12 protein-coding genes are annotated in these 15,418 nt (G+C 67.2%); 4 read left to right on the forward strand and 8 right to left on the reverse strand.

Annotation, left to right across the window (positions count from 1 at the left end; genetic code table 11):
- Window positions 1-16 precede the first annotated feature (16 nt).
- Genes ABD687_RS14890 through ABD687_RS14905 form a run of 4 tightly spaced genes read right to left on the reverse strand, consistent with a single transcriptional unit; the run spans window position 17 to window position 4,992 of the window.
- On the reverse strand, window positions 17-712 hold the full coding sequence (locus ABD687_RS14890) for an ABC transporter ATP-binding protein (RefSeq protein ID WP_310290037.1): 696 nt from the start codon (window positions 710-712) through the stop codon (window positions 17-19).
- Window positions 709-2,361 (reverse strand): ABC transporter permease subunit, encoded by a 1,653-nt coding sequence (locus tag ABD687_RS14895; RefSeq protein WP_310290035.1) that lies wholly within the window; start codon window positions 2,359-2,361, stop codon window positions 709-711. Before ABD687_RS14895 ends, ABD687_RS14890 begins: the two co-directional genes overlap by 4 nt.
- Window positions 2,354-3,367 (reverse strand): ABC transporter permease, encoded by a 1,014-nt coding sequence (locus tag ABD687_RS14900; RefSeq protein WP_310290033.1) that lies wholly within the window; start codon window positions 3,365-3,367, stop codon window positions 2,354-2,356. Before ABD687_RS14900 ends, ABD687_RS14895 begins: the two co-directional genes overlap by 8 nt.
- Complete coding sequence (locus ABD687_RS14905; RefSeq protein WP_310290030.1) at window positions 3,364-4,992, reverse strand: ABC transporter substrate-binding protein; 1,629 nt, start codon at window positions 4,990-4,992, stop codon at window positions 3,364-3,366. The genes ABD687_RS14900 and ABD687_RS14905 overlap by 4 nt, the downstream gene beginning before the upstream one ends.
- 157 nt (window positions 4,993-5,149) lie before the next feature.
- Here ABD687_RS14905 and ABD687_RS14910 point away from each other — a divergent pair, with 157 nt between their 5' ends.
- Window positions 5,150-5,494: an ArsR/SmtB family transcription factor gene (locus ABD687_RS14910; protein ID WP_302263228.1), complete on the forward strand. Its 345-nt coding sequence runs from the start codon at window positions 5,150-5,152 to the stop codon at window positions 5,492-5,494.
- Between the two features lie 125 nt (window positions 5,495-5,619).
- Here the strand turns inward: ABD687_RS14910 and ABD687_RS14915 are convergent, their stop codons facing one another.
- The 4 genes from ABD687_RS14915 to ABD687_RS14930 all read right to left on the reverse strand — a co-directional run bounded on the left by ABD687_RS14915 (window position 5,620) and on the right by ABD687_RS14930 (window position 11,115).
- Window positions 5,620-7,998: a glycoside hydrolase family 3 protein gene (locus tag ABD687_RS14915; RefSeq protein ID WP_302263227.1), complete on the reverse strand. Its 2,379-nt coding sequence runs from the start codon at window positions 7,996-7,998 to the stop codon at window positions 5,620-5,622.
- A 392-nt stretch (window positions 7,999-8,390) separates the two neighbouring features.
- Window positions 8,391-9,701, reverse strand: coding sequence for a TRAP transporter large permease (locus ABD687_RS14920; RefSeq protein ID WP_302263226.1), 1,311 nt, complete (start codon window positions 9,699-9,701; stop codon window positions 8,391-8,393).
- Window positions 9,702-9,703: 2 nt separating this feature from the next.
- A complete protein-coding gene (locus tag ABD687_RS14925; protein WP_217388896.1) occupies window positions 9,704-10,213 on the reverse strand; it encodes a TRAP transporter small permease in 510 nt (169 codons plus the stop codon).
- On the reverse strand, window positions 10,210-11,115 hold the full coding sequence (locus ABD687_RS14930) for a TRAP transporter substrate-binding protein (protein ID WP_310290024.1): 906 nt from the start codon (window positions 11,113-11,115) through the stop codon (window positions 10,210-10,212). Before ABD687_RS14930 ends, ABD687_RS14925 begins: the two co-directional genes overlap by 4 nt.
- 299 nt (window positions 11,116-11,414) lie before the next feature.
- Between ABD687_RS14930 and ABD687_RS14935 the strand changes: the two genes are divergently transcribed.
- The 3 genes from ABD687_RS14935 (at window position 11,415) to ABD687_RS14945 (ending at window position 15,374) form a co-directional block, all read left to right on the forward strand.
- On the forward strand, window positions 11,415-12,431 hold the full coding sequence (locus tag ABD687_RS14935; RefSeq protein WP_302263224.1) for a LacI family DNA-binding transcriptional regulator: 1,017 nt from the start codon (window positions 11,415-11,417) through the stop codon (window positions 12,429-12,431).
- An 82-nt stretch (window positions 12,432-12,513) separates the two neighbouring features.
- Entirely contained in the window at window positions 12,514-13,923 is a 1,410-nt protein-coding gene (uxaC, locus tag ABD687_RS14940) for a glucuronate isomerase (protein ID WP_302263223.1), read from the forward strand.
- Window positions 13,920-15,374, forward strand: coding sequence for a mannitol dehydrogenase family protein (locus ABD687_RS14945; protein ID WP_302263222.1), 1,455 nt, complete (start codon window positions 13,920-13,922; stop codon window positions 15,372-15,374). The genes uxaC and ABD687_RS14945 overlap by 4 nt, the downstream gene beginning before the upstream one ends.
- Window positions 15,375-15,418 lie beyond the last annotated feature (44 nt).

The following is a 15,418-nucleotide window of genomic DNA, read 5'->3' on the forward strand; positions in this document are numbered from 1 at the left end:
GCCGTCAGGAAGGGCGTCAGGAAGGCCGTCCGGCGTGGTTGACGTCCGTGAGGTCCACCATGGTGTGGGCAACCCTGGACAGCGCGGCGCGGTCGTGCGAGGCGATGAGGACGGCGGCGCCGGCCGCGGCGCGGACGGACAACAACCCCAGAATGACGGCTTTGGTTCCGGCGTCGAGTTGGGCGGTTGGCTCGTCACAGATCAGCACCTCCGGATCCAGTGCCAGGGCACGGGCCACCATGGCCCGTTGGAGCTGCCCGTCCGAGACCTGGTGCGGATAGTGCCGCAGCAGTGCCGGATCCAATTGCACCGCCTCGGCCAGCTCGGCCAGCCGTTTGGCATGGCGCCGTGGTTGCGGGCGCAGGGCGCGGTCGCGGATGGCCAGCGGGGCGCAAATCAATGCGTCAAGGCGCAGCCGCGGATCGGCGGCGGCACGCGGGGACTGCAGGACCATGCCAATGGACTGGCGCACCCGACGCGGGACCGGGGTACCCGGTGCAAATGCCTGGCCGTTAACGAGCACGGCCCCGGAAGCCGCGGGCGTCATCAACGCGGCGATGCGTAGCAACGTCGATTTGCCCGCCCCCGAGGGGGCGCCAAGCCCCGTGATTTCGCCTGCTCCGACCCGCAGGCTCAACCCCTCGAGCAGCTTCCCGGATGTCGGTGCGGTGCCGGGGTGGGTGTAGGAAACGTCCGCGAGCTCCAGGCTCATGCCAACGCCCCCAGCAGCGAATCGGTCGCCGGATGCGCCGGGTTGCCGAGCACTTCCGAGGCGGGGCCCGATTCAACGACCAACCCGTCCTGAACCACCGCCAGGTGGTCCGCGATGCGGCGGGCCAGCTCGAGGTCGTGGGTGACCATCACGATGGTGGTTCCTGCTGAGGCCAGGGACCGCAGCAGCGTTTCCACGTGGCCAACCGTGTCGGAATCCAGGGCACTGGTGGGCTCGTCCACCAGCAGGATCCGCGCGCCGACGGCAACGCCCAGGGCGAGTGCAACCCGCTGCGCCTGCCCGCCGGAAAGCTCGTGGGGGTAGCGTGCGGCCAGGGATCCGTCGATGGCCGCAGCCTCCAGTGCCGCGAGGGCATCGGCGGGGGAGGATGGCCTCTTGGCGGCCTTGAGCGTTTGGCGCATCTGTGCGGAAACCGTCCGCACGGGATTCAGTGCGGTGCCGGACGAGCCCGGAACCAGTACGGTTTCGGTGCCCCGCACCGCGGCCAGCCCCGCCGCGTCGAGCGTGCGTCCGCCGACCGCGATATTTCCCGTGAAACTTGCGCCGGCGGGCGGCAACCCGGCCAGGGTGCGCAGCAGCAGGGACTTTCCCGCCCCGGAGGCGCCAATGATGACATTGATGCGCCCGGCCTCGGCCCGGTAGTCGATCCCCTTGAGCACCAGGGACGCTGCCCCGGGGGCGGTGGTCGAGGGGATCCGGAGGCCCAGGCCGGAGACCCGGATTGCCGCGCCGTCCAGGGATTGGTCCGGATCGGTGTGGGGGATTGCGCGCGCAACGGCCGGGGCCGTTGCCGGCTGCGTCGTGGAGCTTTTACTGAAGGCACGGGCCGGCCCGCTGCGCAGGCGCCGCGTTCCGGCCGTGCCCGCCAGGGCGGCGGTGGACCAGCTGACCAGGACCAGCATCCCGGCGGGGAAGGCCAGCAGCCACCAGGCGCCGGCCAGGAGCCCGCCGCGGGCGTCGTCCAGCAGCAGGCCCAGCGATGCGGATTCGGGCGGCAGCCCAACGCCCAGGAAGGACAGCGAGCTCTCATGCCAAATGGCATGGGGCAGCTGCAGCACGAGGGCAATGGCGGCCTGCGGTGCGACCGCCGGAAGCAGGTGGGTGAACCAGATGAAGGCCGTCCCGGCGCCGGAGGCCCGGGCGAGCTGCACGTAGTCTGCCGTGCGCTCGGCGAGCAGCCGCGAACGCACGATCCGTGCCACCTGCGTCCAGTGCGTCAATGCAATGGACAGCACGATCGCCCACCACTGCCCGCGCCACAAGGCGACAATCACCACCGCCAGCAACAGGTGCGGCAACGCATTCGTCGCATCAACCAAGCGCATGGCAATGCGGTCGACAAGCCCGCCGCGCCACGCTGCCAACAGCCCGACGCCCACCCCGAGCACGGTGGAGAACCCCGAGGCCAAAAGGGCCAGGAACAGGGACATGCGCAGGCCCTGGGCGGAACGGGTCCACACGTCCCGGCCCAAGGTATCGGTGCCAAAGAAGTGCTGGCCCGAGGGTGCCTGCAGCACCGCGGACAGGTCCACCGCACGCGGATCCAGCGGTTGCAGCCACGGGACCAACACGGCATAGCTGACGGCCAGGCCGAGCAGGGCAAGGGGAAGCAGGCGGGGCCTAGACATCGCTGACCCGCGGATCAAGGATGAGGTAGCAGGCGTCTGCCAGCGCGGACCCGGCAAATACCGCCGCGCTGGTCAGGGCGGTGGCCGCGGCCAGCAAGGGGAAATCTCCCGCGATCGCCGAGGACACCGTGGCCGAGGCCAGGCCCGGCCAGGAGAACACCGCCTCGACGAGTAGCGCCCCGGTGACAAGTTCGCCCAGCTTCGAACCCACCACCGTCATGAACGGCAGCAGTGCCACCGGCAACACGTGGGTGCGCAGGACCGTGAACTGGCCCAGCCCGCGTCCGCGCGCGGCCAGCACCGCATCGGAATCCAGCGCCTCGAGCACCGAGGCCCGCAAGTTCAACACCAGCCACGGCAGCAGGGTCACCGCCAGCACGCCCGCCGGCAGGACCAGGTGCAGTGCAATGCCGCCGAGGGTGGGGTCGGCCCCTCCCGACGCGGCGCCTCCGGCCGGCAACCCCAGGACGATCGCGAAGACGGCGATGGCCGCCAGTCCCAGCACAAACGGCGGGATGGCCTGGGCAAGGTGGACGAGGCCGAGCACGACGGCGTCGGCGGCCGAGCCGGGTCGGCGGGCGGCACCCACCGCCAGCACCACCGAGAGCGCCATGGCCACGAGCAGCCCCGAGGCCACCAGCAACGCGGTGTAGGGAAGTCGTTCCGACACCACCTGTGCCACCGGCTGGCCGAAGACCCGGGAGGTGCCCCAATCCCCGCGGAAGATGCCGGAAACCCAGCGCCACCAGATCGCGTACCAGGCATCGTTGAGCCCCAGCTGCGCGGCCAGTTCACCGCGTTGCACCGGGGTCGCGTGTTCGTATTGCGAGCCCATGTACAGGGCCAGCGGGTTGAAGGGGGCCAGGGAGGCGAGCCAGAAGACCGCGGCGGTGATCCCGGCCGTGGCCGGAACCGCCACGAGCGTGCGCCGCCCCAGCAGGGAGAGAACCTTGCGGGCACGTATGCGCCCCAGGGTCAGGAGCCCCGGCGGTGCCTGCATGCTCATTGCCGGGGGGCCCATTGGCCGATCTTGGTCCAGGGGCCCCACGCGGTGCCGTGGTCGTGGGGCTCCAGCAGGGTCCCGGTGCCCTGCCAGGTATCTGAGACGGCGGCGCGTTGGACGTAGGTGTGGTCGATGAACGCGAGCAGGACCATGGACGGTTCGCTCGTGTACAGCCGTTGGACCTCGCGGTACGCGGTGGCCCTCTTGGCCGCATCCAGGGTGGTGCGCCCGGTTTCCAGCGCGCGGTCCATGGCCGGGTCGGCATACCTGCTCGGGTTGTCGTAGTAAGCACCGGTGGCCGGATAGGAGGAATGCAGCATCTTGTACAGCTGGGTGTCCACGTCGTAGGGGGTGTCCCCGCCGCCGAGCATGATCGCGTCGGTGCCCGCCCGGGGCTCGGCTTGGTCGAAGGTCGCGGCTTCGACCGAGACATCGATGCCGAGCTGCTTCATTTGGGCGGAGAACGCCAGGGACAGGTCGCGGCGCAGCTGGTCCCCGGGGTTGTACATGAGTGTGAACGCGGCCGGGTTCCCGTCCTTGGAGCGCATCGAGTTCTCGCCGACAGCCCAGCCCGCCTCATCCAGCAATTCTGCGGCGCGTTGTGGGTCGCGCGCGAAGACGGCCCCGGGATCGAAGGCATCGCCGTATTCGGCGGGCACGAAGGTGTGTGCCGGCCGCCCGGCACCGGCCAGGACGCCGTCGATCAGCGCCTGCCGATCCACGGCAAGGTTAAGCGCCAGGCGCACCTTCGGGTCGCCGGTCAGAGGATTGTCCGCCGGGAGTGAGATCCCGCGCCAGTCTGCGGAGGTGGCCGTGACCAGATCGAATTCGGAGTTCGCGGCAAAGGTCTGGGCCAGCCGCGAGGGAAGTGTGGTGCCGTCGAATTCCCCGGCCAGCATGCGTTGGGCACGCGCGTTGTCATCGGGTGCGGCCTCGTAGGTGACGCGTTTGAGCGCGACTTCGCCACCGCGGTAATCCGGGTTGGCCGACAGGACCAGGCGCGAAGGGCCGATCGAGTCCACCAGGTAGGGGCCGGTGCCCACGGGTGCACGGTTCAAGGCCGATTCCTCGAAACGCTGGCCGGGCACGATGGCCTCGGAGGGGGCGATGCCGACGAGCATGGCCGTCTTGAAGGACACCTGGGACTCGTGCAGCGTGAACCTGACAGTGTGCGAATCCAAGGCCTTGACCTCCACGACGTTTGAGAGCGTGCCGAAGATCGGGGAAGCGCTCGCAGGATCCATGATGGCCTTGTAGCTTGCCACCACATCGGCGGCATCAAAGTCGGTCCCGTCGCTGAACCGGGCGTCTCGGCGCAGCGGAACCGTCCAGGTGCGCGCGTCCTTGGAGACCGTCGGTTCCGCCGCGGCCAACAGCGGTACGATCCGGGGCAACCGGTCGGGGGGACCTGCCAGGGTGTACAGCGATTCGTTGACCTTGCCCGTGCCGTTGTTGTCGAACCCCGCCAGCGGGTTGAGCGTCTCCGGCAAGGCCGCGGTGAGCAGTGCCAGGGAGCCTTGTTCCGAAAGTGTTGCACCCGTCCCGGGGGCGGCGGGTGCGCAGCCGGTGCCGACCAATAGAATGGAGGCAAGAAGGGCCAGCGTCGTCAGGCGTTGTGGATTTCGCACGTTCGGGGTTTGGGCCTTTCATCCGGGTCGCCGGCGGGCAAACGGGATGCGGCAACGCCCCTACTGTACATCTGTCTGGGCAGACAGATGAAGGGTTCGGGGGATGGGTCCGGTGAGCTTGGGCACCAGCCCGCAACGAAGGGAAGGAGGGGACCACGTGCCGGAAACGGAACGCAGCAAGATCGGGGCGGACGCGGTGGCCGCCTCGGAACCGAACATGCCCGAGTGGATCGATGTCTTTGCCTTGGTTGCGGATGCCACGCGGATGAAGATCCTCATCGCCATGCACGCCGCCCCGGACTCCTCGGTGAGCCAGCTGGCCACCGCCACGGCGCTGGGCGCGAACACCGTCACCCAAGCCCTGGCCACCTTGCACAAGGCGGGCGTGGTGAGCGTGCGTGCCGACGGCCGCTACCGCCGTTGGACCCTGACCCATCCCGAGGTCCATCGGCTGCTGCACCAGATGCAGGCGCCGCATTCGGAATTGCACCCCGAGCACTAGCGGCCGGCCGCACGCCGGGGCAGCCTGTGGACGGAGGTCCGTCTGCCGTGCCGTGCACATGGCGGATGGCGCCCGCCCCGGGGGACGAACGCCATCCATCGTGGTGACTGGTTACTCGATGGGGATCAGTACCCCAGGCCGAAGCCGAACGGGTAGAGTTCCCCGTCCGCGGTCTCCTTGTAGCCGGGCAGGTCGCTGTACTGCTCGCGGATTGCCTCGGCCGTTCCGGCCAGCGCGAACGGCATCCGGCCTTGCGGGGCGACCTTGCCGGAGAGGATGTCCATCAGCGCGGTGTCGCTCATGCCGAACCCTGCCACGATCGCGCCCGCATCGCGCAGCCCGCTGGCCTCGTCCATGACGAAGGGCTGGCGGAAGTACACGTGCAGGACCACCTTGGACGGGTCCTCGACCTCGCTCATGACCTGCTTGATGGTGTCCAGCGACGGGGTGATCTTCCACGACTCGGACTCGGCCATGGACGTGAAGTCCAGGATGCTCGACTCCCAGGGCAGCGACCCGCCGAAGCGCAGGCCGTCATCGGTGCAGGTCGGTGCTCCCTGGGTCACGCAGGCGTCCGCCGCACCGTAGGGGCTCTGGCCGTCGAGTCCTTCAACGCCCTCCAGCACGGAGGGGTTGATGTGCTCGGGGTTCATGCCGGACTCTGGGCTGTTGCTGACGTAGGAGCCGGTGTTGGCGTTGTTCACCGTGATGTTGAGCAGGGCCACGTCGCTGTCCTTGGCGCTGGGCCGGGCCGCGGGGTCCTTGGTGTTGCCGTTGGTGACGTTGTAGCCGTACTCTGCGACCTTGTCCGCGGAGATGTCTCCCAGGACGTAGACGTCGGACTCGGGCTTCAGCGGCAAGACCTTGTCCCCGTCGGCGGTTTCCTTGTTCTGCAACAGGACCGCGGACTTGCGCTGCAGGTCCAGGCCCACCTCGCGGTTCGTGGCACTGCCGACAGTATCGCCGGCAGCGGCTTCACCGACGTATGGGTTCTCGAACAGGCCCATGCTGAACATCGGTTCGGTCAATCGCGTGGCGGCGAGCGTGATGCGCTCCTCGGTCAGCAGCCCTGAATCGACCAGGTCGGTGATCGTCTTGACGTCGTGGAAGCCGGACAGGGTGTCGGTGCCGCCGTTGATGGCAGTTGCAACGCGCTCGGGAACGGACTTGTCCTCCAGGCCCCAGGCTCGGTCGTTGATGATGCCGGTGTCCGAGTTGACGTAGCCTTTGAATCCGAGCTCGTCGCGCAAAAGGTCATTGACGATCTGCTTGGAGAAGGCCATGCCGGTCTGGTCGTAGGTGACGCCGTTGTGTGTGACCTCCACCGGGGCGCCGTAATACGGCATGATCGAGGAAACGCCGGCCTTGATGGCCGCCTCGAAGGGCTTGAGGTGTTCGGCGAAGGCGTCACCCGGGTAGACCTGGGTCTTGCCGAAGGAATAGTGGGCATCCAGGCCAAGCTCCTGCGGTCCACCGCCCGGGAAGTGCTTCATGGTTAGCGCCACGGAAGTGTCAGGGCTCAGCGAGGAGCCCTCGGCGTCGAGCGGTCCCTGCAGGGACTGGACGAGCGTGGACATGATGTTGGAGTTGAGGTCCGCGTCTTCGGTGAACGTTTCGTGGGCGCGGTACCAGCGCGGCTCGGTGGACAGGTCGGCCATGTAGCCGTACATTCCGCGCAGCCCGATGGACTCCCATTCATCGCCCATGACGTTGGCGAAGTCCTCGACCACCGACATGTCTCCGGTGGTCGGTGCCTGCCCGGTGCTCGCGGCCTCCGCGCCGAGTGCCGCGGCGGCGATGCCCGCCTCCTTGGGGAAGGCGGTGAAGGCGCCGGCGGATTCGTTGATGCCGGCCCGCGCGTTCGGGTCGATGTGGTTGCGTGCATTGGACTTGTAGAGCATCGGGATGCCCAGGCGGGTGGCCTCGCCGAGCTCCTGGATGGAGTTCATGTACGTGGCGGCTTCCTGCGGAGTGAGGGACGTGCTGGCCTGGAAGCCGTCGCCGGTTGCCCCGCAGACGGCCTTGTCCTCGCTGGTGACGGTGTTGCGGAAGATGAAGCGGTGCATCTTCTGGTCGTTGATGTAGCCGGCCGCCGCCGGGTCAAGGGCGCCACGCTCCTTCGTGACGGGGTCGCAGGCGGCATTGAGCGTGTCGATCAGCATGAGGCCGGACTTCTCCTCCAGCGTCATCAGCGACACCAGGTTCGCCGCGCGCTCGCCGGCGGAAAGCCGCCAGTCCTCGTAGGCGTCGAGCTTGCCGTTGGCGTTGAGGTCCTTGAAGGTGCGGCCCTTGACCGTGATGGTGTCCTTGACGCGGACACCGATCGTCGGCGGCTTGCCGTGGTTGCCTTCATTCTTTTCAACCGCCATGGGGGCGGGCTTGCCACTGCCCTCCTGCGGCGGCAGTGCGCTTGCGGACGTCGCGCCCAGGGTGAGTATTAGGGGCAGTGCCAGGGCCGCCGCGGTGCGGCGCCGTTTCGAAGACGGCGGGAACATTCGAGTCATGGTGAGCTCTCCGTTGAGTCAGGGTCCGAGGACCAATGACGGGGCCGTTGTGACGCCCGCCATTGGATGCAGATCCACTGTGACGTGAATCACTTCGAAAGTGCACGTGGTTGCCATATATTGCCCTCGATCCACGGGGCTTCCGCCTGCCAAAAGCGCCGGTCGGCCTCCGGAAAAGCGACTTTGACATGCTGCGCCGCCTTAACCGGCGCGCAAGGCCGAAGCCCGAAAGGGCGCCGGAAACCCGCCGCCGGTTTCGCCGAGAACCCCCGACGACCGGGGAGGTCTTGGCTCAATTCCTTGACGCAATCCGGGCTTAAAAGAGTGCGGTGCCGGAACCTGTAAATGGTTCCGGCACCGCATCGGCGCCAAGGCGGTTGAAGCGCTCGTCGTTACTCGGCCAGCAGGCCCAGCACGTCCGGCAGCCACATGGACAGCTGCGGGATGAAGGTGACGACGAAGAGCATCGCCACCAGGGCCAGGAAGAACGGCACCAGGGCCTTGATGACAGGCTCGGCACGCAGGCCCGCCACCCGGGCGCCCACGAAGAGCACGTTGCCCACCGGCGGGGTGATGGTGCCCAGGCACAGGTTGAACGTGACCATGATGCCGAAGTGGATCGGGTCCACGCCGAAGGTGGTGACGATCGGCAGGAAGATCGGCACGAAGATCAGGATCGCCGGGGTCGGGTCCATGAAGGTGCCTACGATCAGTAGGATCACCATGATCAGGATCAGGATCATGGTCGGGGAATCAGTCAGGCCTAGCAGCCCGGAGGAGATGGCGCCCGGAATGCCGGAGAAGGCCATGACCCAGGCCATGATCGTGGAAACGCCGACCAGAAGCATGACGATGGCGGTGGTCATCGTGGCATCGATGAGGATGCGCGGCAGGTCGGCGACCTTGATGGCCTTGTAGACGAAGCCCAGGATCAGGCAGTACACCACGGCGATGGCCGCCGACTCCGTCGGGGTGAAGACGCCGGCGAGGATACCGCCGATGACGATGACGATCATCAGGATCGAGGGCACCGCGCGCCAGATGGTCAGCAGTGCCACCGGCAGCGCGACCTTGGTATGGTTCTTCAGCTCAGGGCGCTTGCGCACGTAGAGCCAAACCACCAGCATGCAGGCAAGGGCCCACAGGATGCCCGGGATGTAGCCGGCCACGAAGAGCGTGGCGATCGAGGTGCTGGAGACCAGCGAGTAAACGATCAGGGTGTTCGACGGCGGGATCAGCATGCCCGAGGGTGCCGAGGCGATGTTGACGGCCGCGCAGAAGTTCCTGTCGTAGCCTTCCTTGCGCTGGCGCGGGCCGATGACTCCGCCGACCGCTGCGGCCGAGGCAACGGCGGCACCGGAAACCGAGCCGAAGAGGGCGTTGGCCACGACGTTGGTCTGGGCCAGGGAGCCGGGGGTGCGGCCGACCAGGACCTTGGCCGCATCGATGAGGCGCCCGGCAATGCCGCCGTTGTTCATCAGCACGCCGGCCAGGATGAAGAACGGGATGGCCAAGAGGGTGAAGGAGTTGATGCCGGTGAACATCCGCTGCGCGGAGACGAAGGCTGCCTTTTCCACGCCGATGACCGCGGCCACGGCCAGGAAGGCCGAGATGCCGACTGCGACGGCGATCGGGACGCGTGCCAGCAAGAGCACGGCGATGCCGACAACCAGGACAATGCCTGCTACAAGTGCTGCATCCAAAGCTAGATCGCCTCCCGGATTTCTTCGTCGTTGTCGTTGGGCAGGCCGCGTCCGTGCAGCGCCTCAACCAAGTGGTAGATGGCATAGAAGGCCGTAACGACCCCGGAGATCGGCAGGGCCAGGTACATGGCGCCGATGTTCAGGGGCAGCCCGGAGATCTTCTGGGACCAAGTCAGGTCCACGCCGCGGATGCCGCCGTAAACCAGGACGAACACGGCAAAGAGCAGGATGACGACCTGGACGAAGACCTCGGTGGTGCGCTTCTCGTTGATCTTGAGGGCGCGCACCAGAAAGTCCACGGCGATGTGGCCTCGATCGGAAAAGACGTAGGCGGAACCGAAGAGGGCCAGCCAGACAAAGAGGTACTGGGCCAGTGACGTGGTCCAGGTGGCCGGGTCGTGCAAGACCTGGCGGCTGAAGACCTGCCAGCAGACCACCAGCACGAGGAAGCTGAAGAGAATGACGCACAGCCACTTCAGCGTGACATCGAGAACTGCCTTGATTGCGTTCACTTGCCGGCCTCCTTGATGTCCTCGTACAGCGCGTGGGCCTTTTCGCCCTTCAGGGCGCCTTCGACCACGGGGGCCAGGGCCTTGCGGAATGCCTCGTCGTCGACGTCGTTGAACTTGGATCCGGACGCGGTTGCCTTGTCGATGGCCCCCTGCGTGTCCGTCAGCCATAGCTTGACGTGCTCGTCAACGGTCTTTTGCCATTCGGCTTCCAGGATCTTGCGGTCCTCCGGGTTCATCTTCTCCAGGAGCTCCGAGTTGATGAGCATGTAGTCAAGGCCCACCAGGTGACGGGTGCGGGCCACGTACTTGGCAACCTCGTTATGCTTCTGGGTGGTGTACGAGACCTCGTTGTTTTCCGCACCGTCCAGCACGCCCGACTGCATTGCCGTGTAGACCTCGCCGTAGGACATCGGGGTGGCCGAACCACCCATGGCATTGAGCATGGCGATGTGGATGTCGGATTCCTGGACGCGGATCTTCATGCCGGCCAGGTCCTCCGGCGTCCTGATGGGGCCCTGGGCCGTGTAGAGGTTCCTGTCGCCCTGGGTGAGTCCGCCCAGGACCGTGAGGTTCTTGGATTCCTCGAGCGAGGAGAACAGCTCGCCAACGATCTGCGGGTTGCGCAGCACGGAGATCTGGTGGTCGATGCTGTTGAAGACCGTCGGGAGATTCAGTGTCGCGAACTCGGGGTTCAGGTTTTCCAGCTGGGTGCCGGAGGCGATGAGCATGTCGACGGCGCCGTCGGAGACGAGCTGGATGACTTCCTGCTGGGCGCCGAGGGTTTCGTTGGGGTACACCTTGATGTCCCAGCGGCCGTCGGTGGCCTGCTTCAGTCGTTCGCCGAAGCCGGTCAGGGCAATGTAGGACGGGTGGGTTTCTGACTGGTTGAGGGAAAGGACCATGGTCTTCCCCTCCTCTGCGGTGCCCGAGATACCAGCGGTGCACGCACTTAGGCCAAGTACGGCTGCTGATGCCAGGGCGACGGCTCGCAATAAGCGAAGTTTCATCTCTGGAGGCTACTTTCCGGCCGGCGAGGAGGCGACGTTGCCCCATTGCCCTTGCGAGGCGGTGCCTGCAAAGGCACCTCCCGGCCACATTGACGGTTGCATTGATGATGTACGCCACAGCGCGCGGGGAGCCAATTGTTGCCACTAGTTGCCACAGACTTTCAACTATTGGCCGGGCGCGCAAGGATAGGGGTGTGATCCCCAGACCCGAAGAACCCCGCCCGGCAACCATCTACGATGTTGCGCGCATCGCGGGAGTTTCAGCATCGACCGTTTCGCGGGCCTTTGCCCGCCCGGGGCGGGTCAGTTTCGCCACGGCCGAACGCATCCGGAAGGTGGCCGACGAGATCGGCTACCAGTCGGTGAGCGTGCGCCGCCCCATGGCCCAGGGGCGAAGCCGGCGCGGGACCATTGCCCTGGTGGTGGCCGACATTTCCAACCCGGTGTACTTCGAGATGATCCGCGGGGCCGAGGAGGAGGCCGCCCTGAACGGCTACACCATGCTTCTGGCCCACACCCGGGAATCCGGGGTCATCGAGCGCGAGGCCATCGAACGGTCCATGGACATCGTGGACGGGATCGTGCTCAGCAGCTCGCGCATGTCCGATGCGGCCATCCGCGCCATGGCCAAGCAAAAGCCCACGGTGGTGATGAACCGCGGAGTCAAGGGCGTGGCCAGCGTGATCACCGACAACGTGCGCGGGGTGCGCCGGGCGATCGAGCATTTCAGGGAACTGGGACACCAAGAGGTTTCCTACCTCGCGGGCCCCGAGGCCTCCTGGGCCGACTCCATGCGCTGGGGGGCCGTGAAACAGGCGGGCCTGGAGCTCGACGTGCGGATCACCAAGGTCGAATCCGCCGCACCCACCATGGACGGCGGGGCGCGGGCCGCGGACAAGGTCGCCACGGGCAAGGCCACCGCAGTGCTTGCCTACAACGACCAGCTGGCCCTTGGGCTGATGCGCAGGCTGCAGGCCAACGGCTTCGGCGTCCCCGAGGACTTCTCGATCATCGGCTTCGACAACTCCTCGGGCGCCTCGTTGATCGTGCCGGGACTTTCCAGTGTGGCGGCACCCTTGCACGCCCTGGGGGCCACGGCCGTGCGCAGCCTTTTGGCGATCTCGCGGGGCGCGGTCTCCACGCACGAACAGGCCGTGGTGCTGCCGACGCGGTTGGTGCTGCGCGGCTCCACGGCACGCCCCCGCGGCTAGCGGAAATCCGCGCCTCCGCGGTAGTGGTGCAACTCATGGCAACTTGTTGCCAATACGTGCCAGGGATACGGACGATCAATACATGTCTTCCTCGATTGCGAACCACCCCGATCGGCTTCTGCCCGCAGACCCCGGTGTCCGCGCGATAGCCCGGTCGCTCCACAAAGACGTGGAAAACCTTCCCATCATTTCGCCGCACGGCCACGTGGACGCGGCCATGATCGCCAACGACACCCCGTTCCCGGACCCCACCGCACTGCTGCTGAGCCCGGACCACTACGTGACCCGCCTGCTGCACGCCAACGGCGTACCGCTTGAACAGCTGCGGGTCGGCGGCACCTCCGAGATCGGCGCCCTGGATGCCTGGCGTACCTTCTGCGCCAACTGGAAGGCCTTCGACGGCACCGCATCGGGGTACTGGCTGCGCCAGGAATTCGTCGACGTCTTCGGGATCGACGACCTTGACATCCGCGAGGAAACCGCCGAGGCAACCTTCAACGCGCTGCAGGCGAAGATCGACGAGCCGGGCTTCCGCCCGCGGGCACTGATGGACTCCTTCAACATCGAGGTCATGGCCACCACCGACGACCCACTGGACGACCTGTCAGCGCACCGCGCACTGGCCGATGACGCGTCCTTCACCTCCCGGGTGCTGCCGACCTTCCGCCCCGACGCCTACATCAAGTTCTGGGGCGCCGACTTCGCCGCCAAGGCCGACGCGCTGATCCAGGCCGCCGGCCAAGGGGCCACCGGCTACGACGGCTACATGGCCGCGATGGCCAACCGCCGTGCCTACTTCGTCGAACACGGCGCAGTGTCCTCCGACCACGGTTCGCATTCGGCCGCTACGCTGAAGCTTTCCCGCGACGAGGCCGCCGCACTCTTCGCCAAGGGCATGGCCGGCACCGCCTCCACCGCCGAGGCCTTCGCCTTCGAGGCGCACATGATGTACCAGCAGGCCGCCATGGCAGTGGAAGACGGACTGGTCATGACGATGCACCCGGGCGTGCACCGCAACACCCACGCAGCCACGCTGGAGGCATTCGGCCCGGACACCGGGCATGACATCCCCTTTGCCGTGGACTTCGCCACCGGACTGCAGCCGCTGCTCAACGACTTCGGCACCGCCAAGGGATTCCACTTCATCCCCTTCACCATCGACGAAACCGTGTTCTCCCGCGAGATCGCACCGCTGGCCGGGTTCTACCCGTCGGTGTTCATCGGGGCGCCGTGGTGGTTCCTGGATGCGCCGGATGCCATGATGCGCTTCCGCTCAGCCGTCACCGAGACCGCCGGGTTCTCCCGGTCCTCGGGCTTCATCGACGACACCCGTGCCTTCTGCTCCATCCCCGCCCGGCACGACGCCTCGCGCCGTGTGGAGGCCTCCTTCCTGGCCCGCCTGGTCGCCGAGCACCGGATCACCGAGGAACGCGCCCACGAGATCATCGTCGACATCGTCGACGCCGCACCGCGCCGGGCGTTCAAGCTGTGAGCGCCGGAACCTTGAAAGCCCGGGAGCTGAATCGCGGAACGCACCCGGCCGCCAAGGCCGAGGTCCGCATCGTGCACATCGGGTTGGGCGCCTTCCACCGCGCCCACCAGGCCTGGTACACCGCCAGGGCGAACGACGGCTGGGGGATCGCCGCCTTCACCGGACGCAGCGCCACGGCAGCCACCGAGCTTGCCGCCCAAGACGGACTATTTACCCTCATCCGGCGTGAAGCCGAAGGCGATACCTTCGAGGTCATCGACTCCATCGTGGAGGCGCACGACGGCAATGACATGGCGGCCCTGACCACCCTGCTGGCCAGCCCCTCCACCGCGATCCTCACCCTGACCATCACCGAGGCAGGCTACAAGATGGCGGCCGGCGCCGGCGAACCGGCCCTTGACCTCAACGACGCGGCTGTGCAGGCCGACCTTTCGGTGCTGCGCGAGCGCTACGACGCCAGTCTCTTCGCCAGCTCCGCGGCGGACTTCGGGCAGCTGAAGCTCTCCACCCCGGCGGCGCGGATCCTGGTGGGCCTGGCGGCCCGCCGCTCCGGGGACGGATGGCCGCTGGCCATCGTCTCCTGCGACAACCTGCCGGGCAACGGCACCGTGACCCGCGCCGGAATCCTGGGTTTTGCGCGGGAAATCGACGCCGAGCTGGCACGCTGGATCGACGCGAACGTGTCGTTCGTCGACACCTCCATCGACCGCATCACCCCGCGCACCACCGACGCCGACCGCGCCACCGTCGCGGAGCAGACCGGCTTCGCCGACGTGTCCCCGGTGGTCACCGAGCCGTTCTCCTCCTGGGTGCTCTCCGGTGAATTCCCGGCCGGGCGTCCGGCCTGGGAAAAAGCCGGAGCGCAGTTCGTCGATGACCTCGAGGCCTTCGAGCGCCGCAAGCTGTGGCTACTCAACGGCGCCCACACGCTGATGTCCTTCGCCGGGCAGCTGCGCGGACACGCCACCGTCGCCCAGGCCCTGGCCGACCCGGCGGTTTCCGGATGGGTCGAGGAATTCTGGGATGCCGCCTCCGCGCACCTCAACGAGCCGGAACTCGCCGTCCCCGAGTACCGGAAGGCCCTGCGCGAACGCTTCGAAAACCCGCGCATCGCCCACAACCTGGCCCAGATCGCCACCGACGGATCGATCAAGCTCGCCGCACGGGCGCTGCCGGTGTTCCGCGCCGAGCGGGATGCCGAGCGCGACGGCAATGCGGCCTTGCGCCTGCTGGCAGCCTGGTGCGACCAGCTGGCCGCGCAGCACGCCTCCGGCACGGCAGTTGCCGATGCGAACGCAGCCGAGTTGGAAGCGGTTCTCGCCGATTCGCAGATCGGCACCGGGACCCCGCAGCAGACCGCGGCACTGGTGGCCGTCGTCGATGCGGAACTGTCCCGGGACGCCGACACGATCGCCTCGGTCCACGCCCTGCGCGGAAGCTTCACCAACTAACTTTTCTCCCCGTCACCACCGGTGCACCGTTGCACCGCGCATTT

It is taken from the genome of Paeniglutamicibacter sulfureus, assembly GCF_039535115.1.
Classification (GTDB): Bacteria; Actinomycetota; Actinomycetes; order Actinomycetales; family Micrococcaceae; genus Paeniglutamicibacter; species Paeniglutamicibacter sulfureus.